Origin of the sequence: Mucilaginibacter sp. Mucisp86, from assembly GCF_047324315.1 — a bacterium.
Classification (GTDB): domain Bacteria; phylum Bacteroidota; class Bacteroidia; order Sphingobacteriales; family Sphingobacteriaceae; genus Mucilaginibacter.
Genome location: NZ_CP168503.1, coordinates 922958 through 945528, shown reverse-complemented (window position 1 = coordinate 945528; position 22571 = coordinate 922958). Strand labels below are relative to the sequence as shown.

At 43.8% G+C, this 22571-nt stretch carries 12 protein-coding genes; 7 read left to right on the top strand and 5 right to left on the bottom strand.

The features are described from left to right. Positions 1 to 19 precede the first annotated feature (19 nt). The 5 genes from ACEN9X_RS03755 to ACEN9X_RS03735 all read right to left on the bottom strand — a co-directional run bounded on the left by ACEN9X_RS03755 (position 20) and on the right by ACEN9X_RS03735 (position 10551). Positions 20 to 4096 (bottom strand): FtsW/RodA/SpoVE family cell cycle protein, encoded by a 4077-nt coding sequence (locus ACEN9X_RS03755; protein WP_413669145.1) that lies wholly within the window; start codon positions 4094 to 4096, stop codon positions 20 to 22. Positions 4097 to 4099: 3 nt separating this feature from the next. After that, positions 4100 to 5530, bottom strand: coding sequence for a PP2C family protein-serine/threonine phosphatase (locus ACEN9X_RS03750; protein ID WP_413669144.1), 1431 nt, complete (start codon positions 5528 to 5530; stop codon positions 4100 to 4102). A gap of 90 nt (positions 5531 to 5620) precedes the next feature. Further along, positions 5621 to 6586 (bottom strand): hypothetical protein, encoded by a 966-nt coding sequence (locus tag ACEN9X_RS03745; RefSeq protein ID WP_413669143.1) that lies wholly within the window; start codon positions 6584 to 6586, stop codon positions 5621 to 5623. Between the two features lie 18 nt (positions 6587 to 6604). Then, positions 6605 to 8032 carry a serine/threonine protein kinase gene (locus ACEN9X_RS03740; protein WP_413669142.1) on the bottom strand — a complete coding sequence of 476 codons (1428 nt, stop codon included), beginning with the start codon at positions 8030 to 8032 and terminating at the stop codon, positions 6605 to 6607. 221 nt (positions 8033 to 8253) lie between these two features. Next, on the bottom strand, positions 8254 to 10551 hold the full coding sequence (locus tag ACEN9X_RS03735; protein WP_413669141.1) for a family 20 glycosylhydrolase: 2298 nt from the start codon (positions 10549 to 10551) through the stop codon (positions 8254 to 8256). A 182-nt stretch (positions 10552 to 10733) separates the two neighbouring features. Here ACEN9X_RS03735 and ACEN9X_RS03730 point away from each other — a divergent pair, with 182 nt between their 5' ends. The 7 genes from ACEN9X_RS03730 to ACEN9X_RS03700 all read left to right on the top strand — a co-directional run bounded on the left by ACEN9X_RS03730 (position 10734) and on the right by ACEN9X_RS03700 (position 22560). Continuing rightward, positions 10734 to 11669 (top strand): ring-cleaving dioxygenase, encoded by a 936-nt coding sequence (locus ACEN9X_RS03730; RefSeq protein ID WP_413669140.1) that lies wholly within the window; start codon positions 10734 to 10736, stop codon positions 11667 to 11669. A gap of 8 nt (positions 11670 to 11677) precedes the next feature. Continuing rightward, positions 11678 to 12301: an alpha/beta hydrolase gene (locus ACEN9X_RS03725; protein ID WP_413669139.1), complete on the top strand. Its 624-nt coding sequence runs from the start codon at positions 11678 to 11680 to the stop codon at positions 12299 to 12301. Positions 12302 to 12584: 283 nt separating this feature from the next. Beyond that, on the top strand, positions 12585 to 13169 hold the full coding sequence (locus ACEN9X_RS03720; RefSeq protein WP_413669138.1) for an RNA polymerase sigma-70 factor: 585 nt from the start codon (positions 12585 to 12587) through the stop codon (positions 13167 to 13169). A 151-nt stretch (positions 13170 to 13320) separates the two neighbouring features. Then, positions 13321 to 14478 (top strand): FecR family protein, encoded by a 1158-nt coding sequence (locus ACEN9X_RS03715; RefSeq protein WP_413669137.1) that lies wholly within the window; start codon positions 13321 to 13323, stop codon positions 14476 to 14478. 269 nt (positions 14479 to 14747) lie between these two features. Then, entirely contained in the window at positions 14748 to 18068 is a 3321-nt protein-coding gene (locus tag ACEN9X_RS03710) for a TonB-dependent receptor (protein WP_413669136.1), read from the top strand. Between the two features lie 57 nt (positions 18069 to 18125). Next, the gene (locus ACEN9X_RS03705; protein WP_413669135.1) at positions 18126 to 19619 is read left to right on the top strand and encodes a RagB/SusD family nutrient uptake outer membrane protein; all 1494 of its coding nucleotides are present in this window, start codon (positions 18126 to 18128) and stop codon (positions 19617 to 19619) included. A gap of 175 nt (positions 19620 to 19794) precedes the next feature. Then, on the top strand, positions 19795 to 22560 hold the full coding sequence (locus ACEN9X_RS03700) for a family 78 glycoside hydrolase catalytic domain (RefSeq protein WP_413669134.1): 2766 nt from the start codon (positions 19795 to 19797) through the stop codon (positions 22558 to 22560). Positions 22561 to 22571: the final 11 nt, after the last annotated feature.

Here is a 22571-nt window from a genome sequence, read left to right as displayed (position 1 = left end):
CTTCCTTTCTGCTTAAACACTATTCTTCGGTAGTGGTTTCCGTTTCCATGCTTTTTATATAGCCTTTCTTTAACAGGAATGGGATCACGTGGTTCCCCGCCAGGTGCACCGCATCTGACGATCCGCGGGTAGACTCAACCCGGATACATGTCACTATATAACCGCTGCCCTTTTCTTTTGGTGCAAAGAAAACATACCAGCCGTCGTTAACGCTCTGGTTCCTGACAATACGTTCGGGCGTACCGGTTTTACCGGCTACCTTTATCCCTAATATAGGGGTTTTAGGCGCACTTTGCTCAATCATGTATTGTTTTAATAAAGCCGCGTAGCGCGGATCATCGGCCAGTTTGATACCGCTTTTTACGGCCACCGTCGAGTCGGCAATTTTTAGCGCATACCTGTTAGGCATTAATACACCACTATTGGCTACGCCAGATACCAGCCTTGCAACAGCCGCAGGGGTAGCGATCAATTCGCCCTGTCCCCAGGCCATGCCCGAAATACCTTTTGCCCTTGTTTTATGGATATTATTAGGATCATACCTTGGTTTGGTATTAAACTCGGTTTTACGCCATAGGGCACGCCACTTATCTTCCTGGGTAACATTCAATACCGGTTTGTTATAATAGTAACCTCCTACGCCGTGTAAAAACATGCCGGTTTTTAGATACAGCGTAGCCATATATTCTTCAAGATGTTCCTGGTTAGCCAGCTTAATAAAATATACGTTGTTTGATTTGGCAATAGCCCGCTCCATGGTGATCATCCCGGTTTCGTCCGGCTCGATGCCTTTGGTACGGATCCGCTCCTCAGTACTTACATGATATTGTACTTCGGCGGCGGCTATTCCTAATTTATTGAATGCCGACATCGCTGTTAGAACCTTAGCTGTTGAGCCCGGCTGACTGGCATAGGTAAAGCCCAGATCGGTAGTGGTTAGCCAGGTTGCCAGTTTATTCTGATCGGCAAGCGGCATGGTAAGCTGGTCCCAGTTATGAACAGGTGGCAACGGATATTGTGCAGAGGTAAGTACGTCGCCGGTATTGGATTCAACTATTACCACCGAAACCCTGTTGTCATACAGTGAAGTATCAGATGCGATAGATTGCTGGATGCTTGTTTGCAGATCGGCATCCATGGTGAGCTTTACATCACGGTTTTTATTTTTGAAGGCATTTACTTCCGGGCCGTTAATGTCGCTGATGAGCAGGTTGGCTAATGCGCTGTAATCCTTTTTGGCTACGGTCATTTCTTTCATGCCGCGGGGCAAAAATCTGTCTTCCTGGTAGCGGGATGCTTTTACATTGTAATTGGTGATAGGCATATGAAACCCGCGGAGTTCGGCGGCATGTTCATACTCGGCAAAATAGCCGTTGGTACTGCCGTTAAAAACGCCTGTGTTCTGATCGCCCGTCCAGAAAAACATTTGTTCTTCAAATGGGTAAAACCTATCCAAACGCTTGTGCATAGCCGAATCCAGGTCATAATGCAACATGCCGGAGGCGCTTAATTTATTTTTTTGTTTTTCGATGAGTTCGGGTTTGCTTGTAGCGAGAATAAGTCCATTACGGTCATAAATGGTACCGGCCTGTAACTTGTTCATCAATATGGCTATACGCGGATTGTAGCTAAACATCCGTAAACCGCTTTTATCTGCAACTAAAGCCGGTTTTACAACCCATAGTTTATTGTCAGTTGTATAGCGTGATACATTGACCACCAGTAAAACTACCCCGGCAAGCGCGGCCGCCAAAGCAGGCACCAAATTTTTATCCTGCTGCTTGGTGATATAATCCATTTGTACGGCCGTGCCCCTTACAGATGATACCGACAAAAGGAAACCCGCTGCCAACAGGTTAATCACCAATGACGAGCCGCCGTAACTTTCAAAAGGGAGGGAAACGCCAGATAACGGCAATGCTCCGATAGAGCCGCCAGCTATCAGTAAAAACTGCACAAAGGTACATACGCCTATACCGGCACTGAGATAAAACAGTAGCGGCATCCCCGTTTGCCTGCCTATAATGATGGAGCGGTGCAGGTACAGCAAAAACAGGATGAACACCGCGGCCATGCCAGCCCAGCCAAACTCTTCGCCGATGGATGGCAGGATCATATCGGTATGGGCTTCGGGGATGGTTTTGGCAAAGCCTTGCCCTACGCCTTGTCCGCTTAAGCCGCCGCTGGCCATAGCCCAGAGGCCGTTAGCTACCTGGTCGCCGCCGTATACTTCGTTGTTCCAGGCATCCTGCCAGATGGCTTTACGTTCGACCAAACGCTCAACGGGGCCGGGGATAATTTTATCCAAACCGGGAATTTTATCGATGGTTAAAAACGCGGTGATCACAACCAAAGCCATAATGGCCGATTCGCTGAGCCTCCTGCGCCTGAAAAACACCACGCCCCCAAGCGAAAAGAAGGTAATACCCGCGCTAAGCCAGATATTATCAAAGAACCAGGTAGTGAGTACAAACAACACCACAAAGCCCGCCATGTACAGGAAATCGCCCCGCGAAAACGAGAACAGGATGATGAACGTGAAACAGATCACCATGGCCGGGCCTAAATCGCCCAAAACCAAAAACAATAGCAGGGTAATGATAGTAGCAATAAGCGCAAATGAGAAGAATGACCAGCGCTTGCTCCAGCTGGCATACTGGCTGATAAATTTTTCGTTCGTAGCAAAAAATCCCGCAAGGAAAATAACAATCAAATATTTTACAATTTCACTTGGCTGAAAACCCAGCAGGTTTACTTTAACACCGCTACCCTCCGGGCCGGTTCCAAACAAAATGGTTGAGAATAATATGGCCATGGCTGCGATAGCCCAGGGCCAGCCGTTGGCAGCAGTCCTGTTCCACTTAAAAATAAGTAAGCGGTAAAAGCCTGAATCGGGGTTAAGCTTACGCAGGTTAAAGAGCTGAATGATACAAATCCCGGCTATACCGATGCCCAAATAAATGAGTGTATCCTTGGCCAGAAACCTGTCACGCAGCGGATCCTGCAAGCTTAAAAGGGTGAGGAGCGAGATGCCAGTGAGCATCATGATGAGCGGTAAAATGATTTGATCGGCGTTGGGGTACCGGGCGCTGAGCAACAGGTGTACAATGATAAAGCCGGCAAAAAAGCAAACGGCTATGATCCAATACCACATGTTAAACTCGTCCTGGTAGCGTACAATAAAGGCACCTTCCTTTTTCAGGATATTAAAATCGCGGGTGGAGAGCAGTTTGATACTATGCGGAGCCTGGTTAAATTTAAATGTTACGTCTTTATCCAGCTCATCAATACCCTGCGAGCGGCCAAACTCAAAGCCCGGCTGCATCGGCAATACTGAAAATGCTTTACCGGTCGGCAGTTTGGCAAATACAAAGCGCCCTTCGGCATCAGTACGGGCAAAGGCGGTTAATGATTGCAGTACTTTCTTTTTCTGATCGTTAAGTACATAAAGTTTTTTGTAGGCCGATCCATTTTCTGAATAAGATGTTTTTGCCCCGGTTTCCTCATCGCTAGAAATACTATCTCGTGGCAATATCATGGTCAGCTTTACCAATACACCGGGTATGGGCTCGCCTTTATGCTGTATAGTACCTTTAATGCTGTATTCGCCGAGGTTAAGATCTGTTTGAGCGCCTAAAGCGGGCGGGTTTTTCAATTCCTGCTCAAAGCGGGTTGAATCATCGCCGGTATAACCTAAAAGTGTACGGGAGGTAAGTACCCGTTTCTTAAAAGTTTCGCCGCCTTTTTCAAAAGCCTCATCGGCATTTACGTAGTATTTGCGTTTGTTGAGTTCACCGGTGTTATCAACCAACTCGCCGGCCGCTTTACGCGATGCAATTACTGCTTCGATGTAATCCACATCCTGCGGGTCATCAAAGTAGTAGCCTTTTTTAAGTAAGGCTTTTACATTTTGAGCTGTATTGGGCGAGTTAAGGTTTACGATGGTACCGTCTTTCAGGCGTTTATCAACATCAGTAAACTTAAGCTGTAATACACTGTATAGCCTTACAAATAAAACGGCCAGCAATATGCCTGTAAGCAACAGGAACAGCCGTTCCATTCTTCTGCCGGGTACTTTGGGATTTTCCTGGGCCATTTATTAGTGGGTAGCTTTAACGGGAACAGAATCGGTTTTGAACATACTGCCAAACAACCTGCCCGAAATGTATTTTTTATTAGGGAACAGGTATGATGCCTGTACCGGCGTTAAACAGTTATTGAACTGCACATTTTTTAAAACCAAAGCATCGTTGTGCGTAACGATAGCCGTAGGGAAACCATCAAAAGCAACACTATCCAGCACCACATATTTACAGTTAGCAGCCAGCGCAATAGCAGGCCCCGAATAGGTGGAATCTTTTTTAAACACAATAGCGCCTTTTGTTTTAATGTAGAGGCTGTCCTTATTGATATGCAGCGTATCGCTCAATATAATAGGCTGCTGAAAATCAGCCGCCGAAAGCAATAGTGTATGGCCTTTTAGTTTGTTGATGGTATCCTGAAGCTTAAGCTCTGCTGCATTTTTTATATGCCGAACTGCCAGCGTATCTGTTTTTTTAGGGATAGCGGCCTGATCGGCGTTCTTTTTAAACTGCCAGATAAATCCGCCTAAAAAAATAAAGCACAGTAATGTGAGTATAGCTACCGTACCGCCGTTGCCTTTTGTTTTCACCACAAGTTCGGGCTCTTCGTCTTTTTTTACTGGCGTGGGAGTAATGGCTTCCGCCTGTTCAGTAGCTTTTACAGTTGTCACAGGTTTAGTAGCACTGTGCTGTTTGCGTTCCTTGTCGTTATGTACCAATACTACGGTCACGTTGTCCTTGCCGCCGCGGCTATTAGCTGCATCTATTAGTTTTTTACCTTTTGGGGGAAGGTCTTCGCTGCTGGTCAGAATCTCGGTGATCTTACTTTTATCAACCAAATCGGTTAAGCCATCACTGCAAATGAGCAGGATATCGCCCGGCAAAAAGGGCGAGCTGCCTGTTTCCACAAAATCAGGATCTTTACTGATCTGTCCGGCAAAACCAAGTGCTTTGTTAATTTCGTTACGTTTAGGGTGATCCATAGCAGCCTCTTCGGTTAACCTGCCCGAGTCTTCCAGGAAGCCCACAAAAGAGTGATCTTTCGAGATCTTGATCAGCGAATAATCGCGAAGCAAGTACAGGCGGGTATCGCCTACGTGGGCATAGTAAAACTTATTGTTGAGTACATCGACAACGGCCAGCGTAAGTACACAGGCCATGTTTTCAAGGTCTTTGTTCTGTACTTTTTCCTCGTAAATACGTTGATTGGCAATAGTGAACGTATTTACCAGCAGTGGTACAATATCGCCTGCAATAAATTGCAATTGCTCCAGGATGGTAGCGCGGGCAATTTCGGCAGCTATTTCACCGCCGGCGTAGCCGCCAACCCCATCAACCACACAGGCTATGATAAAATTACCATCGCCCGATTTTTCGGCAATAAAGGCATCTTCGTTGTTTTGCCTTTGTTTACCGGTATCTGTTATCCCGAAAAAATTATTTGCCATGGTTTTAACTGGATTTTTTTATGTCGATAAAATGAGCTACCAATAACAGCACACATACAGCCAGCAGCCCTATTGATAATATTTGTGACATTATGGTTCGGGTTTAAATATGTTGATGCCTACTATGCCATTAAGCAAGATCCTGGAGTTGAACGGCAGCTCAACCCATTGCGGCGAGTTTACGTCGCTTCCGGCTACTTCCAGTTCGTTGATCAGGGTACGCTCGCCAAACGATGCCAGGTAAAACTTGCCGTCGGCCTTGTTTAGCCTGATGCGCAGGTGAGGGGTATTCACCCACTCCGATGGCACTTTAAACACCGCTTGCTCATCCCTTTCTTCATCATTGCCTGATACTACGATATCATCATCTTTTACCAGGTACTCTACCTTGCGGCCTACAAATTGCTTATCGGGCATGATAGTTTCCAGGCGGGCAAGTACTTTAGTGCCGGGTTTGGCCACGTCCTTTTCGTTATAATGAAGGTCGTTAGCGTAGGGCAGTTCATAATAACCCTCGCTGTAATATGTAAAGCCTTTTAAAACTTCGTTACTGATATCCAGCGTTTGGGCAACGCCCGTTTGGCGCGGAATAAAGGTAACCCGCAGGTTCTCTTCCTTTTTATTACTTGTACCGGGCAGCAGTTTGCCTATAAAGCCCTTGTCGCCACGTTTGTAATCAGGGTGTGATACCAGTCTGAATACCCATTTTGAGCTTGAAGGTTCTACCTTTTTGCCCACTTCCTGGTATTCGCGCAGTAATTCGTAAAACTTCTTTACCGATTCATTAACGATAATGCCGAACAAGCCCGAACGGTTGTTTACAAAATCCTGGTAATCTTCCTCATTAAAGCTGATGATAAACTCATGGTAAAAAACTACCCTGTCGGCAAAGGATAGCTGTTTGATAGATTCCTTGAATTTTTCGATGATGTATAAATAAACATCATCGGGCGTTAGTGCTTTTATTTTTACGGCCTCTTCGTTCACCGGTTTACCGTTGGGTAAAAACCAGTCCTGAAGGCCAATACGTTTCCAAAATGTTGATTTAGGTTCCATATTATATTTACTAAATCATTAAAAGTTTAAGTTAGATGTATCCGCTTTTTTCACACTGTCGCGGTAAAACTGGGTATCCTGCTTTTGTTGTTTTGCACGTTGTATGTTGCGTAATATTGAATCGGCCGTAGAGTCAACCTCCGGTGGGATATTGCTCTCGTCTCTGAAATCATTGGGCTTAGTCTGCTGTACAGTATCTTTTTTTTGAGGCAGGATAACTTTATTATTTGCAGCGGAGTCGGTTGGCTTCTTCGATGGTTTAAATAACCGGTTCACCACGCCATGATAAATGCGCCCGCCAAACTTATCCATCACCACAGCCGAAAACACGGTAAAGCCGCAAAGCAATATCATGAACATGATAAAAATTGGCTTTGACATACGTACAGCTTTACTATCAACAGGTGTACTGCTGGTTACCGGTACCGGTTGCTTATTTTCGTTTTCCTGGTAGTATAAAACAAGGCCCTGCAAGCGTTCATTTTCTTTTAGCAAAACTTCGGTATTCCATGATTCATCAGGATTAGTTTTACTAATGGCTCCGATACTGCCCTGCATCAAAGCTTCCTGTAGTTCGATGCCGTTAGCGTATCTGTTATTAATGTCTTTTTGTAAACATTTAGCTACCACCTTTAGCAACCATGCAGGCACCTGCATCTGCATTTCCTTTTGCTCGTCCGACCAGCTTTCGGGCAGGTTTTTGCGGCGCAGCTCCATAACATCCGGAATTTCCGATTCCATATGCGCCAGCATTACCGCTGTACGGGCAGTCTCGCCATTATCTTTTAGTGGGAATGGAACTTGTCCGCCAATTAATTCATACAGGATGATGCCATAACTGTACACATCGGTTTGAAAGTACATCAACCCTTCATTTTGCTCGGGCGCCATAAATTCGATAGCCCCGGCATGGCGGATACTGGTGCGACGCTGATCATCAGACATAGCCGAAAGACCGAAATCAAGCAATACGTAGTTACCGGTATGCACGTTAAACTTTACGTTATTGCTTTTGATGTCGCCATGTTTTACCGAAACTTTGTGGCAGTGTGATAAAGCATTAGCCAGCTGATCGGCCAGTTTAATGATCTCTTTAATGCTGAAGATGGCCTCGTGAGGTGGCTTCAGCAGGTCTTCCAGATCAGGACCGTCAATATATTCCATCTCGATAAAGGGGAACGAACCGCTTTCGGTAATGCCCGAATTGAGGATCTTAACCACATTGGGGTTAGGTTCTTCGTTTACCTTTTTTAATTTTTCGACCTCATTCTGGAAGTTGCGGAAATTTTTATCGTCGGTGCTTTCGGTATGAATAGGTGTGGGCAGGAGTTTTACCGCGGTAATAATAGGCCCATAACGCCGGCCTTTATAAACGGAGCCCTGACCGCCCGTTCGTAAAGCCCCCATGTTTTCCAAACCTTCGGTAATAGTAAATACTTTGCTCATTGAGTTATACTTGGGGAATGAGTATTCGTGACAAATATTAAAAACTTTTTACTCAACATAACGCAGGCATTAGTGTTTGGTATAAAAATATAAAAAAAATGTGCAGATATGAGGATGTGCAAATATGCAGATGTGCAGATTTCAAATGTGGATATTATTAAAACATTTGATCATCCTTATTAATTAAGCAAAAATCATCTGCACATCTGAAATTTGCACATCTAAAGTATCACTATCTCATCCACCATCAGCCACGCTTTTGCGCCCGGAATGTACTCGCCCGGTGGGATAATGCCTTTGTTGGTTGCTTTTACCCTGATATACCTTGCCTGCTGCGTTTTGATGTTTGCCCTTACAGCGTTGATGCCATTATCCGGGAAATCAGTTTGGCGGTAAACTTCGGTATAATTACTTCCATCTGTTGATATTTCAAAAGTTAACAATGTTGGTTCCCACATTTTTTGCCAGTGGTACTTTAGGATATTGATTCCCAATTTGGATACGCTTTGCATCGACCCAAGGTCAACCACCGCTTCCAGGTCATCTCCGGCAAAGCCGTACCATTGCCCATCATTATAAAGTTTGCTGCCGAAGATCCCATTCACCAAACCAAAGGTATTACCGGGATTAAAACCGCCCTGAGGTTGGTTTTTAAGTGTTACCGTTTTGCCTATGGCCTTGTGAAGGGTAAATGATTTTTCATAAATACGGCCCTGCTGTTTACCATTGTTAAAAACAGCAGCTTTAATAATGCCTGATGACGTTACGGTGATTGCACCTGTGTAAATTTTATTATTTAACCCAGGTTCAGTACCATCTGTCGTGTAAAATATTTTAGCATGAGGCAAAGTGGTTTGCAAGCTTAATGCTATCCGATGATCTGCCGTTTCTGTTACCGAATCTGTGATCTCATCAAATACATCAGCTGCGTTTATATTTAGCTTTTTGAGCAATGGCTGCTGGTATCGCAGGCGTTTTAAAAAGTCAGGATAGTTTTTATTTTCCTTAGGGCTCCAGGCAACTTCAGCCAAAGCCAGCATTCGGGGAAATAACTGCCGCTCGGCCTGTGCCGGGTTGGCCATGTATTCGCTCCAGGCATTGGCTTGTACACCTTTTATATATTTGGCTTCATCACCGCTGAGCTCACTGGTTATGGGTTCATAATTATAAACCTTGCTTAGTGGCGTATAACCTCCACCTGCCAATGGCTCGGCAGGATAAAGCGACTGATAGTAATCCAGGTACACATATTTTTCGGGCGTCATGATGGCATCATGATGTTGTTTGGCAGCGGCAATGCCGCCTTCTTCGCCTGTCCAGCTCATTACGGTGGCCCCGGGGGTAAGGCCGCCTTCCAATATCTCGTCCCAGCCTATGATCTGACGGCCTTTGCTGTTCAGGTATTTTTCCATCCTACCGATGAAATAGCTTTGAAGTTCCTTTTCGTCTTTTAGATGCTCGTCCTTAATCCGCTTCTGGCATTTAGGGCATGCTTTCCATTTGGTTTTAGGGCATTCGTCGCCGCCGATATGAATGTATTTTGACGGGAACAGCGGCAGCACTTCGTCCATCACATTTTGCAAAAAGGTAAAAGTTTCGTCGTTACCCGCGCAATACACATCATCAAAAATGCCCCAATAGGTAGCGGTTTTATATGGCCCGCCGGTGCAGCCCAATTGGGGGTATGCAGCCAGCGCAGCCAATGCATGGCCGGGCATTTCAATTTCAGGGATTATGGTGATATGCCTTTGTGTGGCGTATTTTACAATCTCCTTTACCTCATCCTGGGTATAATAACCGCCATACCGTTTACTATCAAACCTATGTGGACTATCCTTTTTATGACCGATTATAGTTTCATCGCGGTAAGCCGAAATGCTTTGCAGTAAAGGATATTTTTTTATTTCGATACGCCAGCCCTGGTCATCGGTAAGATGCCAGTGGAAGGTATTGATCTTATATAGCGCCAGCAGGTCTATCCATTTTTTGATGGCTTCCGGTTTGAAAAAATGACGACTTACATCAAGGTGCATCCCTCGGTAGGCAAAACGGGGATAATCCATAATGACGCAGCTTTGTACAGTTACTTTTTTGCCGGATACTTTTAGTAACTGGGTAAGGGATTGCAAGCCATAAAATACACCGGCTTCATCATGCCCCGTAATTTTTATCAGTTTAGCAGTAACCGATAGCTTATATCCCTCTGGTTGGGTAACATATTTATCATCTATATTCAATTGAACAGGAGCATTCAACTTATGATCTGCCCGGAGGCTGAAACCTGAAACAGATTTGATATAGGCATTGAAAAATGTAAGGTTATCCTTGCCGATGTTGGGCGCGGTACCAATTGTTGTTGATTGATTAAAAGTAAAAACCTTGTTTTCGTTTGTCTTTACCATTATAACCGGCCTCGGAATAATACCTTCTTCCTTTACCTGCGCGTTGGTTACTACTGCAAAAAGAAGGCATAGCGAAATACAACTGAAAAATTTGCGGGATGTAAACGGCTTGATCATCAATGTAAATGTAAAGCCGAATATACTTTTTTTGCGTAAAGGCGAATAATGAAATCGTTTAACAATAAAAATACACCACCCCCGTTTTTCTTATCCTACATCAAGTGCCGCCGGTGATTTTGACCGTAATTTTGAATCATAATAACACAGCAAGTATTAAAAGATTTAAAACAAGGAAAACAATGGAAAACACTATAAACGGCATTCACCACATTACTGCAATTGCTGGCAATGCTAAAAAGAACTATGATTTTTATACCCGTGTATTGGGCTTAAGGCTGGTTAAAAAAACCGTAAATTTTGATGATCCAGGTACCTATCACTTATATTATGGCGATGGTAACGGTACTCCCGGCTCCATCCTTACTTTCTTCCCCTGGGAAGGTATAACAGCCGGCAGGCGTGGCGCACGCCAGGTAACTGAAATTGGTTATTCAGTACCAGAAGGAAGTCTTGATTTTTGGTTGAAAAGGTTTGAAGATAACAACGTGATTTACAACAAACCAGCCGAAAAATTTGGTGAGCAGTATCTTACTTTCCTGGATCCTGATGGTTTGAAATTTGAACTTATCGTACCAAAAACTGCCGATAACCGTACCCCATGGGAAACTGCCGAAGTAACCTCTGCCAACGCTACCAAAGGTTTCCACAGCATTACCATTACATCAAACAAAATTGAAGCTACTGCCAAAATATTAACCGATGTATTGGGCTATCGCTTACTGGAACAGCATGTTAACCGTTACAGGTTTATTACCGATGCGGTTGAAAATGCCGCTATAGTCGATTTGGTTGAAGTTCCGGGAGAAGTTGCCGGTCATGTAGCCGGTGGTTCTGTTCACCACGTTGCATTCCGTGTACCTAACGAAAAAGTGTTGATGGAATACCGTGAAAAGATAGCTAAACTCGGTTTGCACATCACGGATAAAATAGACAGGAACTATTTCTACTCATTATACTTCCGCGAACCAGGTGGTGTTTTATTTGAAATAGCAACCGATAACCCAGGCTTCGCGGTTGATGAACCAGCCGAGTTATTGGGCACAGGTTTAAAATTGCCTGCACAGTATGAAAACCTGCGCAGCGAATTGGAAAAAACATTACCATCATTAGTTTAATCAGATAGATGTACAGGCACACAAAACAGGTTGTTTCGGCGGGAGTTCCCGCCGAACAGGCCAAAAAAGCTATCATTATGCTGCATGGCCGCGGAGCATCGGCAAGCAGTATCATATCGCTTAAAGATCATCTTGAGTTGGATGGATATGCCATCTTCGCGCCGCAGGCTAATGAGCATAGCTGGTATCCATACAGTTTTATGGCACCGGTGCAGAACAATCAACCGGCACTGGATTCGGCTCTTGAAGTAATTGGCGAACTGGTTGAGGATATCAAACAAAAAGGAATAACACAGGAAAATATTTATTTCCTCGGGTTCTCGCAGGGGGCATGTTTAACACTTGAATATACCGGTCGTAATGCCGGCAAATACGGGGGCATTATAGCTTTTACCGGCGGGTTGATAGGAGAGCAACTGGTTAAGGAAAACTATAAAGGCGATTTTAATAATACCCCGATACTGATCACCACCGGCGATCCTGACCCACACGTACCCGTGAGCAGGGTTAACGAAAGCGTTGATGTATTAAAAGCATTGAATGCCGATGTTGCCCTCAAAATATATAAAGGCCGCCAGCATACTATCTCGCATGAAGAAATAGTATTGGCAAATGAAATATTGAAGAGTTGATTGTTTTCAAAGTTGAGTGTTTTAAGAGTGAAGGGCTGTCCGGAGGGGTGGCTCTTTTTTATGTTTAAATTACGCAAAATGGGTAATGCCTTTCTTGAACGCAGCCATTCTATCGGTATTCTTTATTAATTGCCAGCTTATTTTATATGATTATTTGATGCCCGAAATTTTAGCTTAAGTGCTTAATAAAGAGCATCTAAGCTTATTTTTACTTTTTAAATATAATAACTTAATATTTAAGTAATTTTAGCCTTTATTTTTCTGATAACTTAATTGGTAGACTATGTCTGATAAAATTGTGCTGAGCGATACCGTGCTCATTAGCCGCTTGAAGGCTGATGATGAAACGGCGCTTACCATGATCTACAGACGATACTGGGCTTCGCTTTTTAAGGCTGCTTATAATATTTTGAAAGACAGGCAAGCCTGCGAAGACATTATCCAGGAACTTTTTATTAAGCTTTGGGATTGCCGTGCCGAAGTGGAGATCAGTGTATCACTTAAAGCTTACTTATATGCATCGGTACGCTACGGCGTTTACAGGCAAATCCGGGTAGGGGTGCCTGTAAGAAGCGAAATTTTTGATGATCTGATAGAACGCCTGCATACGCCGGCTACTCACAACAGTATTGAGCATAAAGAACTTTTATTACAGATAAACCAGGTAATTGATACCCTGCCCCAAAAATGCCGGGAAGTTTACAAGTTGAGCCGTGAAGAGTGCCTTAGCCACAAGGAAATAGCGCTGCAACTCAATATCTCCACCAAAACCGTCGAAAATCATTTAACCAAAGCACTTCGCGAGTTGCGCGGCTCGCTGGGAGCAGCTTTTATCGTAGAAGCATTGATGTTTTTCTTGGATAAATAAGGACATCTAACTTGGTGTGTAAACATGTAATGTATTGATATTCAGTGTAAAAAATACTGAATGGCGCTTGCCTGAAATTATTTTTTAACTTTTTTTCATTTCGGAGTAGGGGATACCCCTGTTTTTTTACTCTCCCTCACAAAACACTGTTGTGCAAAAACAAGAATTTTTACAGTTGATAGATAAATACCTGGCCGGGCAAACAACTGCCGCGGAGAAGGAACAGCTGTTGAATTTTTTTGAAAGCTTTCAGGGCGATACCGACGAGTGGGACGAAAAGATAATTGGTGTGAGGCAGGAGTTGGAAGACCGGATGTTAAACAACATCAGGCAGGCGATAGCCCAACCGGTGCTTAACAAAAGCTCAAAAGTTGTAAGGCTACATTTTTTCAGGAATGTTGCCGCGGCAGCTATTCTGCTGGCTGTATCGGGTACGGCTGTGTATCATTGGTATCACAAACACGAACAGCAACAATTAGCCGCCCAAAACAAAGCCATTGTAAAACATGACGTTGATCCCGGTGATAACCGGGCGGTTTTAACGCTTGCTAATGGCTCAAAGGTGATTTTGGATTCGGCCAAGATTGGTTTGCTAAATCAAACAGGCAATATCAGCATCAAAAAAACCAAAGATGGAGAAGTAGTTTACTCTGCCGATAAAGATCAGCAAAATGGCCCTGTTGCCTATAATACTATCAGTACTCCCCGTGGAGGACAATATCAGGTTGTGCTTCCGGATGGTTCAAAAGTTTGGCTTAATTCTGCATCATCTTTAAAATTCCCTACAGCGTTCACCGGTAATGAACGCGACGTTGATCTCACCGGCGAAGGCTATTTTGAAGTGGTTAAAAATAAAGCGAAACCGTTCAATGTAAAGGTCAAAGATATTAATGTGACAGTACTGGGTACGCATTTTAATATCATGGCCTATAATGATGAGGCTGCAGTTAAAACCACCCTGCTTGAAGGCCTGGTAAGGTTAACCCATGGTAATGTAAGTAATATGCTAAAACCCGGTCAGCAGGGTGTTATAAATGATAAAGGCATTAAAATTATTGATGTGGATACCGACGAAGCAGTAGCCTGGAAAAATGGCTTCTTTGACTTTGAACGGGTAAACATACAAGATATTATGAAACAGCTTTCGAGGTGGTATGGTACCGAAGTAATGTACGAAGGCAAAATACCTGATGATGAGTTTGTAGGTAAGATCAGAAGGGATGTAAAACTATCGCAGGTGTTGCATATCCTTGAATTAAGCCATGTGCGTTTTAGGATCGAGAACAAAAAGATAATTGTTACCCCTTAAAATAACCGGCAACTGATTTTTAACTGCTAAACAAAATCTATGAAGAAAAACTGACTATAACTCCTCAAAATATTCCAACCTAAGTTTCCTTATCCAAATGAAAGAAAAGCCGGAAGCGCTGCAACGCTTCCGGCATAATGAATTGGATCAAGCTTTCCTGAGTTTTCAATAACAGATTTTTTTAACCCAAACATCACGAAGTTATGCATTTAAACTTTACTGGTAAAGTATTTAGTGCCTTTGGTACACATTCAAAACTGTTTTTGACGATGAGATTGACCGTCTTATTACTAACTATCGGCTGCCTGCAGCTAAGTGCTAAAAGTTTTTCACAATCTATAACCTTGAATGAGAGAGGGATAGCGCTTGATAAAGCTTTTAAGGCAATTGAGAAGCAAAGCGGCTACTATTTTTTCTACAGATATAAGGACATTTCAAAAACCAAACCGGTTAATCTTTCGCTAACTAACGCCACATTGCAGGAAGCATTGCTGCAGTGTTTTAAGGATGAGCCACTAACGTATGTTATTGATGATAAAAATATCATCGTAAATAAAAAAGATGCCACTGCAAACACTACGCAGGCACCAATTACCATTACAGGTACTGTTGTTGATGATAAAAACCAGCCGCTTCCGGGTGTTAATGTTAAAGTAAAAGGCACTAATGCAGGTGCTATAACAGGTGTGGATGGTAAGTATACGCTTAGCGCCGAAGATAACGGGGTATTGGTGTTTACTTTCATCGGTTTTCAAACTAAAGAAGAACCGGTTAACAAGCGGACAACTATCAATGTTGTTTTGAGTGAGGATAACAAGGAGTTAAAAGAAGTTGTTGTTGTTGGTTACGGTAACCAGGAACGTAAAGATGTAACGGGTGCGGTAGGCTCAGTAAAAATGGCCAATATCAAAGAGATCAAGACAGCAAGCCTTGATTTGAAGCTGGCCGGTCAGTTGGCCGGTGTTACCGTAAATCAGGTAACAGGAACCCCGGGTGGTGGTGTATCTGTTAACATCCGTGGTGCGGGTTCAATTGGGGCAGGCGATGATCCGCTGTATGTAATAGACGGTTTTCCGATATCTCAGGGTTTCGATCAGTATTCCAATCCTTTAAGCACTATTAATCCTGATGATATTGAAAATATCAGTGTGTTAAAAGATGCGGCTTCTACTGCTATCTACGGCTCGCGCGGTTCAAACGGCGTTATTTTGATCACTACCAAGCGGGCAAAAAAAGGCGAATCATCAGTAACGGTAAATACATCCACCGGCGTGCAGAGCATCCTATCGCAAAGCAAGCTAAAAATGATGACTGCCTCACAATTTGCACAGTGGCGCACAGAGGCTATCCAGGATGCCAACCAGGTAAACGGAACCAATAACCCCATCCCTGATGCCTATAAAAATCCCGCTGCCTTAGGAAAAGGTACAGATTGGTTTGATGCGGTAACAAGGGTAGCGCCAATACAAAACTATGACGTAACGGTATCTAACGGTACTGAAAAAGCCCGTTCCCTGTTTTCAATGGGATATTTTGACCAGCGCGGAACCGTACTTAACACCGGGTTTCAGCGCTATTCGTTAAAGGGAACTATGGATGCTGATGTGGCGAAAAACGTTACAGTTGGGTTAAGTATTGCCCCCACATACAGCTTACGTAACTTGCAGCAAACAGATGGACATTTCCTTTCTGCTGCATTAAGTCAGGCTTATCTTGAAAGCCCGCTTATCCCTGTAAAACAACCTGATGGTTCGTATACCAATGTCATAGGATCGCCGGGTACATTCCAGAATGTGAATCCGGTAAGCGCATTGGTAAATACGACAAATATGTATAAGCAATTCCGTACGCTGGCCAATGCCTATGCCGAATGGAAGGTTATTGATGGACTTACATTAAGATCAACCTTTGGTGTTGATTATCAAAATAGCAACGGTGATTATTTCCGGCCGTCATTTTTGGGGGGCTTTAATGCGCCAAACCGCGATGGTACACAGGTAAAAGCTGTTGGTTCATTTAACTCATCAAACACCTTTAACTGGCTTAGTGAAAATTCGGCTACCTATAAAAAAACGTGGGGTAATCATACATTAACCGTTTTAGGCGATTATTCGGTACAACAGGAAACCAACCGTTACCGTTTAACATATGGTACCGATTTTCCTGATGATGCTATCCATACTTTAGGTTCAGCAACAACCATTACCGCCAGTTCAAGTAATGAAGAATGGCGTCTCCTGTCGTTGGTAGGCAGGGTAAATTACGCTTATAAAGACAAGTACCTGTTAAGTGCCTCAATCAGGCGTGATGGTTCATCAAGATTTGCACCCGGGCACAGGTGGGGGACATTTCCGTCGGTTTCGGGCGGATGGCGTATTTCGGATGAGCCGTTTTTTCCTAAAACGTCTTTTATCGACCAGGTTAAGTTTTCGGGCAGTTACGGCCATGCCGGTAATAATAACGTAGCAAGTTATATGTGGGTATCGCAGGTTGGCGATACCAATTATACCTTTGGCGGGGCGCTTGCTCCGGGTAAATCTTTAACAGATTTGGGCAACCAGGAACTGGGTTGGGAAACTACTAAACAGCTTGATTTGGGTGTTGATATTTCCCTGTTAAAAGGCCGTGTTTATTTAATTGCAGAGTATTATAACCGTTTTACTGAAAGATTACTTCAATATATTCCGGTACCCGTAGTTTCGGGTTACACCGGTGCTTTGACAAACGTTGGTAATGTGCGTAACCGGGGCTGGGAATTTACCTTAACTACAAAAAATATAGTTAGCAGGGATTTTAAATGGAGCACCGATATGAACATTTCGTTCAACCGTAACAAAGTAATTAGCTTGGGCCCTACACCCTACATATATGATGCACCAATTAATGATAACCCTACCAGCATAACGCAGGCGGGGTTACCATTGGGGCAATTTTATGGTTACATATTTGAAGGAATATTCCAAAATCAGGCCGAACTTGATAAATATCCGCATTTTGATGGCGAACAAGTTGGTAATATCAGGTATAAGGATGTTAATAATGATGGCATCATTGACGGGCATGATCAGGTGCCTATCGGTAACCCGTGGCCAAAGTTTACCTTCGGTTTTAACAACCATTTATCATATAAGGGCTTTGATATGAATATCATTTCGGCAGGCTCAGTTGGCGGGCACGTATTTGATATGTACAAACAGTTTACCACTAACCTTGATGGGGTATTTAACGTTGAACAATCGGTAATACAACGCTGGCGGTCGCCTCAGCAACCGGGGGCGGGCATATTGCCAACAACTGTATCAAACACTAACCTTGCGCGTGATTATTACCCTTCATACTGGGTTGAAAGTAACTCATACCTGATGGTTAAAAACATCGATCTTGGATACAACTTTAAAACAAAGTTCAGCAAAAATTTCAGGGTTTATTTTAGTGCTCAAAACGCTATCCTGATAACAGGATACAGAGGCGGAAGCCCTGAAGTAGGCATTGAAGGGCAGGATGGTAACCGTTCGCTTTCACCAAATGTAAACTTTACGGGATACCCGGTTTCGGCTGTTTATACATTGGGTTGTAACGTAACATTTTAAAGTATCGAGGCTTTTAAAGTATCAATTGATAAGTTCAAACTTTAACAACTGAAAAGCATGAAAAAATATATATACCTTTTAATTTTCCTTTGCGTGACTGTTTTAAGCAGCTGTAAAAAGGATTATCTGAGTCTTCAGCCTACCGATACTCAAAATGGTATCAACTTTTTTAAAACTAAAGCCCAGTTTGTTCAGGCTACTAATGGTGCGTATGCCCCGCTTCAGGGCTTATATAATGGCGCATTTTGGGCTATGGCCGAAATGCGGTCTGATAATACGTCGTACGAGTATGACCCTTATGATCGTTCTCGTACAGATAACGAGGAAATAGATGAGTTCCGGGAGTTGAATAACAACGGTTTGGTAGAGTCTTTTTTTAATACCAGTTATATAGATATTGGCCGCTGTAATGTTATTCTTGAGCGTTTACCTGCGGCTAAGCTTGATGCCGGTATTTCAGATACTATAGCCGGGCAGGCATCGTTTTTACGCGCCTTTAATTATTTTAATATTGTGCGCATGTTTGGTGATGCTCCTTTAGTACTTACGGAAGCACAATCTGTAGGCGATGCATTTAAAGTTGCCACTAAAAGTCCGGTTGCTAAAATTTATACCCAAATTATTGCCGATGCCCAGGCGGCAATTGCTAAATTACCGGTAAAGTATTCGGCTACTACCGATAAAGGGCGTGTGACTAAGGGTACCGCCGAAACTATGCTGGCCGAAGTGTATATGACCCAAAAGAAATTTGACCTGGCTATACCGCTGCTTCGAGCAATTATTTCGTCAGGTGCTTACAGCCTGAATGCTGATTATGCCGATAACTTTGATATTCATAAAGAAAACGGCCCCGAATCGATATTTGAGATCCAGTATATTGAGGGGCCTAACGGGCTTGGCAGCGATTTTGTTGATACTTTCATCCCCTGGGATTATTATGATACTGATATTACCGGTTACGAAATAGCTAATGGCGCTCAAAACGGTTGGAATATCCCCACACAAGATCTGGTAAATGCTTATGAAGAGGGTGACAAAAGGAGGGACGCCTCATTAACCGATTTTACATCAGACGAATACGGCATCGATTTGCCATTCATTAAAAAGTATCAAAGTATTGGTGCTGTTAAAGGCATCACCGGTAACAATTTCCCGGTTTATCGCTATGCTGATGTTTACCTGATGCTGGCCGAATGTTTAAATGAGCAAGGCTTTGCAGGCGGCGGCGATGCGTTCAAATACCTTAACCTGGTTAGGGAGCGCGCCGGTCTTGAGCCTAAATCAATGGGGAATGCCAATCCTGATTTAAATGTTTCCAGCCAGGATGAGTTTCGGGCTGCTATAGCGCACGAACGCCAGGTTGAACTCGCTTTTGAAAACCATCGCTGGTTTGATTTGCTTCGTACCGGCAAGGCCACTGAGGTAATGAAAGCACATGCTATCAGCGAACGTGCCTATAAAAATGCTTCATGGCAAATTAATTCGGCTGCCTACAGCAATATCCGTTTGCTTTTCCAATATCCGGTTGACGAGGGCAACCTTGAGCATTGATAATGTTATATGTCCCGGTTAAAACTTTTATCGGGGCATATTACGTTTATAGGTATATATTGCAATGAACGCATCATTTTTTGAGATGCCTCAATAAAAATTACAGGTGCATATCAAAACAATATCGCTGTTAAAGTATATTTAATAGCATAAACTATTAAACCCTAAAAAAGGTATGTGTAAAAAGGTATGCACACGCATCATTATATTGCTTTTTTCGTATCTGCCAATAATTGTACACGCTCAAAAAGCGCCACCTGTTCCGCCGCCTTTCAGGGTTGATAATCTGATTTGCGAGTATAAAATAAACCCAATCTCTATAGATGTGGCCAATCCGCGTCTTGGCTGGAAACTAATTACCCGCGACCGAAACGTTCAGCAAGTTGCTTATGAGGTGCGGGTAGGCAGCAATGCTGTGTCACTGTTAAAAGGCAAAGAACTGCTCTGGACATCGGGCAAAGTTGCATCCGGCGAATCGTTGCACGTTTACTATGGCGGCCCTGCACTTGCCTCACGGCAAAAAGTTTACTGGCAGGTACGTATCTGGAATAACAGGCAGCAGGTTACTTCCTGGAGCATGGTTAATTCATGGAAAATGGGTTTGCTTAAACCAACTGACTGGAGCGCTAAATGGATAGAGGATAATTACCTGTCAGATACTACCGGTGGCCCGAGCCCTATGTTCAGGAAAACGTTTAAGCTTGATCATAAAGTGCGCGCTGCACATCTGTACATTACTGCACATGGTTTATACGAAGCACAATTCAATGGTAAACGCATCAGTACAGATTATTTTGGCCCAGGATGGACAAGTTACAATAAACGCCTGCAATACCAGGTATACGATGTTACTGCCGATTTGCTGAAGGGTGATAACGCAGTTGGCGTAACCCTTGGCGATGGCTGGTACCGTGGCTATACCTATAATCGCCGAAAAAATGTTTATGGTACCAAGCTTGGTTTACTGTTTCAATTGGAGGTTGTATATACAAACGGTAAGCGAATACTGATTAATTCCGACAAAACCTGGAAGGTGGCTTACGGCCCAATCCGCTCATCGTCTTTTTTTGACGGCGAGGTTTACGATGCCCGCAAGGAAAAGAAAGGCTGGTCTACCATTGCTTACAAAGACCTAACCTGGGATTCGGTGCGAACCATTGATACCATTAAAGATAATTTAGTGGCCTCGGTTGGCCCTCCTGTGCGCAAGCACGAAATGTTTAAGCCGCTGAAAGTATTTACTACTCCTGCAGGTGAACATGTGGTTGATTTTGGTCAAAACCTGGTTGGCTGGGTACAATTTAAACTGAAAGCCAAAGCAGGCGATACTATAAAGCTTTTTCATGCCGAGGTTTTGGATCAGAAAGGAAATTTCTACACCAAAAACCTGCGTACTGCAAAACAGGAAAATACTTATATTTTCAAGGGGGACAGCGTTGAGACTTTCGAGCCGCATTTTACCTTTCAGGGTTTCAGGTACCTAAAGGTAGAAGGCTACGACGGTCAACTGGATTCGACAAATGTGGTAGCCAATGCTGTTTACTCAGATATGGCGCAAACGGGGATGTTTTCAACCTCCAACCCGCTTATTAACCAGTTACAGCATAATATCCAATGGGGGCAAAAAGGTAATTTTATTGATGTGCCTACCGATTGCCCGCAGCGTGATGAACGTATGGGCTGGACGGGCGATGCACAGGCCTTTTGCCGTACGGCCACCTTTAATATGGACGTAGCCGGTTTTTTTACTAAATGGCTGAAAGATCTTTCGGCCGATCAGCATAAAAACGGGGCTGTACCTTATGTGATTCCTGATATGCTGGACAGTGCTTCGGCTGCGGCTTCGGGTTGGAGCGACGTGGCTACCATTGCTCCCTGGAATATTTACCTCGCCTATGGCGATAAGCAGGTTTTGGAAAATCAATATCCAAGCATGATATCCTGGGTGGGATATATTACCCGCCACACCCGCAACGGCCTTTGGGACACCGGTAACCACTTTGGCGACTGGCTGTTTTACGCAGGTACCGACTATGCCGACGGTGCCGCCCTTACCGATAAAAATCTGATAGCCCAGGCATTTTATGCTTACTCTACCCAACTGGTTATCAATGCTGCTACCATATTGGGTAAGCAGGATGATATTAAAAAATACACCGATTTGCTGGCCGATATCAAAAAGGCTTTCCTGGCAGAATATGTTACGCCTAACGGGCGCATGATCTCCGGCACGCAAACATCTTACGTACTTGCACTGAATTTTGATCTGCTGCCCGAAAACCTGCGCGAATCAGCAGCCAAAAGGCTGGTAAACAATATTGAGGATTATGACGAACACATTACAACAGGCTTTTTAGGCACACCCTACATCTGCCACGTGTTAAGTCGTTTCGGTCACACCGATATCGCCTATGACCTGTTGATGAAGGAGTCATACCCCTCATGGCTTTATCCCGTAAAAAACGGGGCTACTACTATATGGGAGCGCTGGGATGGTATAAAACCCAACGGCACCTTTGAAGACCCGGAGATGAACTCCTTTAACCATTACGCTTATGGAGCTATAGGCGATTGGATGTACCGTGTTATTGCAGGCATCAATACCGATGAGGCTGCTCCGGGTTTTCATAAAATCAATATCTTTCCGCATCCCGGTGGTAAACTCACCAATGCCAATGCCGAGTTGGAAACCCTTTATGGCAAAGTAAAATCGGCCTGGAGCATTGACAATGGTATTTTTACACTTGATATCATAGTGCCGCCAAATACCACTGCCACGATCACCCTGCCGGCTGTTGATGGTCCGGTTACTGAAGGTAATATTGATATCAACACCAATAAAGATATTGCCAACATCAAACCAGTTGGCGGCGATATGCAGATGGATGTTGGCTCGGGCACTTACCAGTTTAAATATATCTTAAAAACGCATAAAAAGTAGCTAAGGGCATT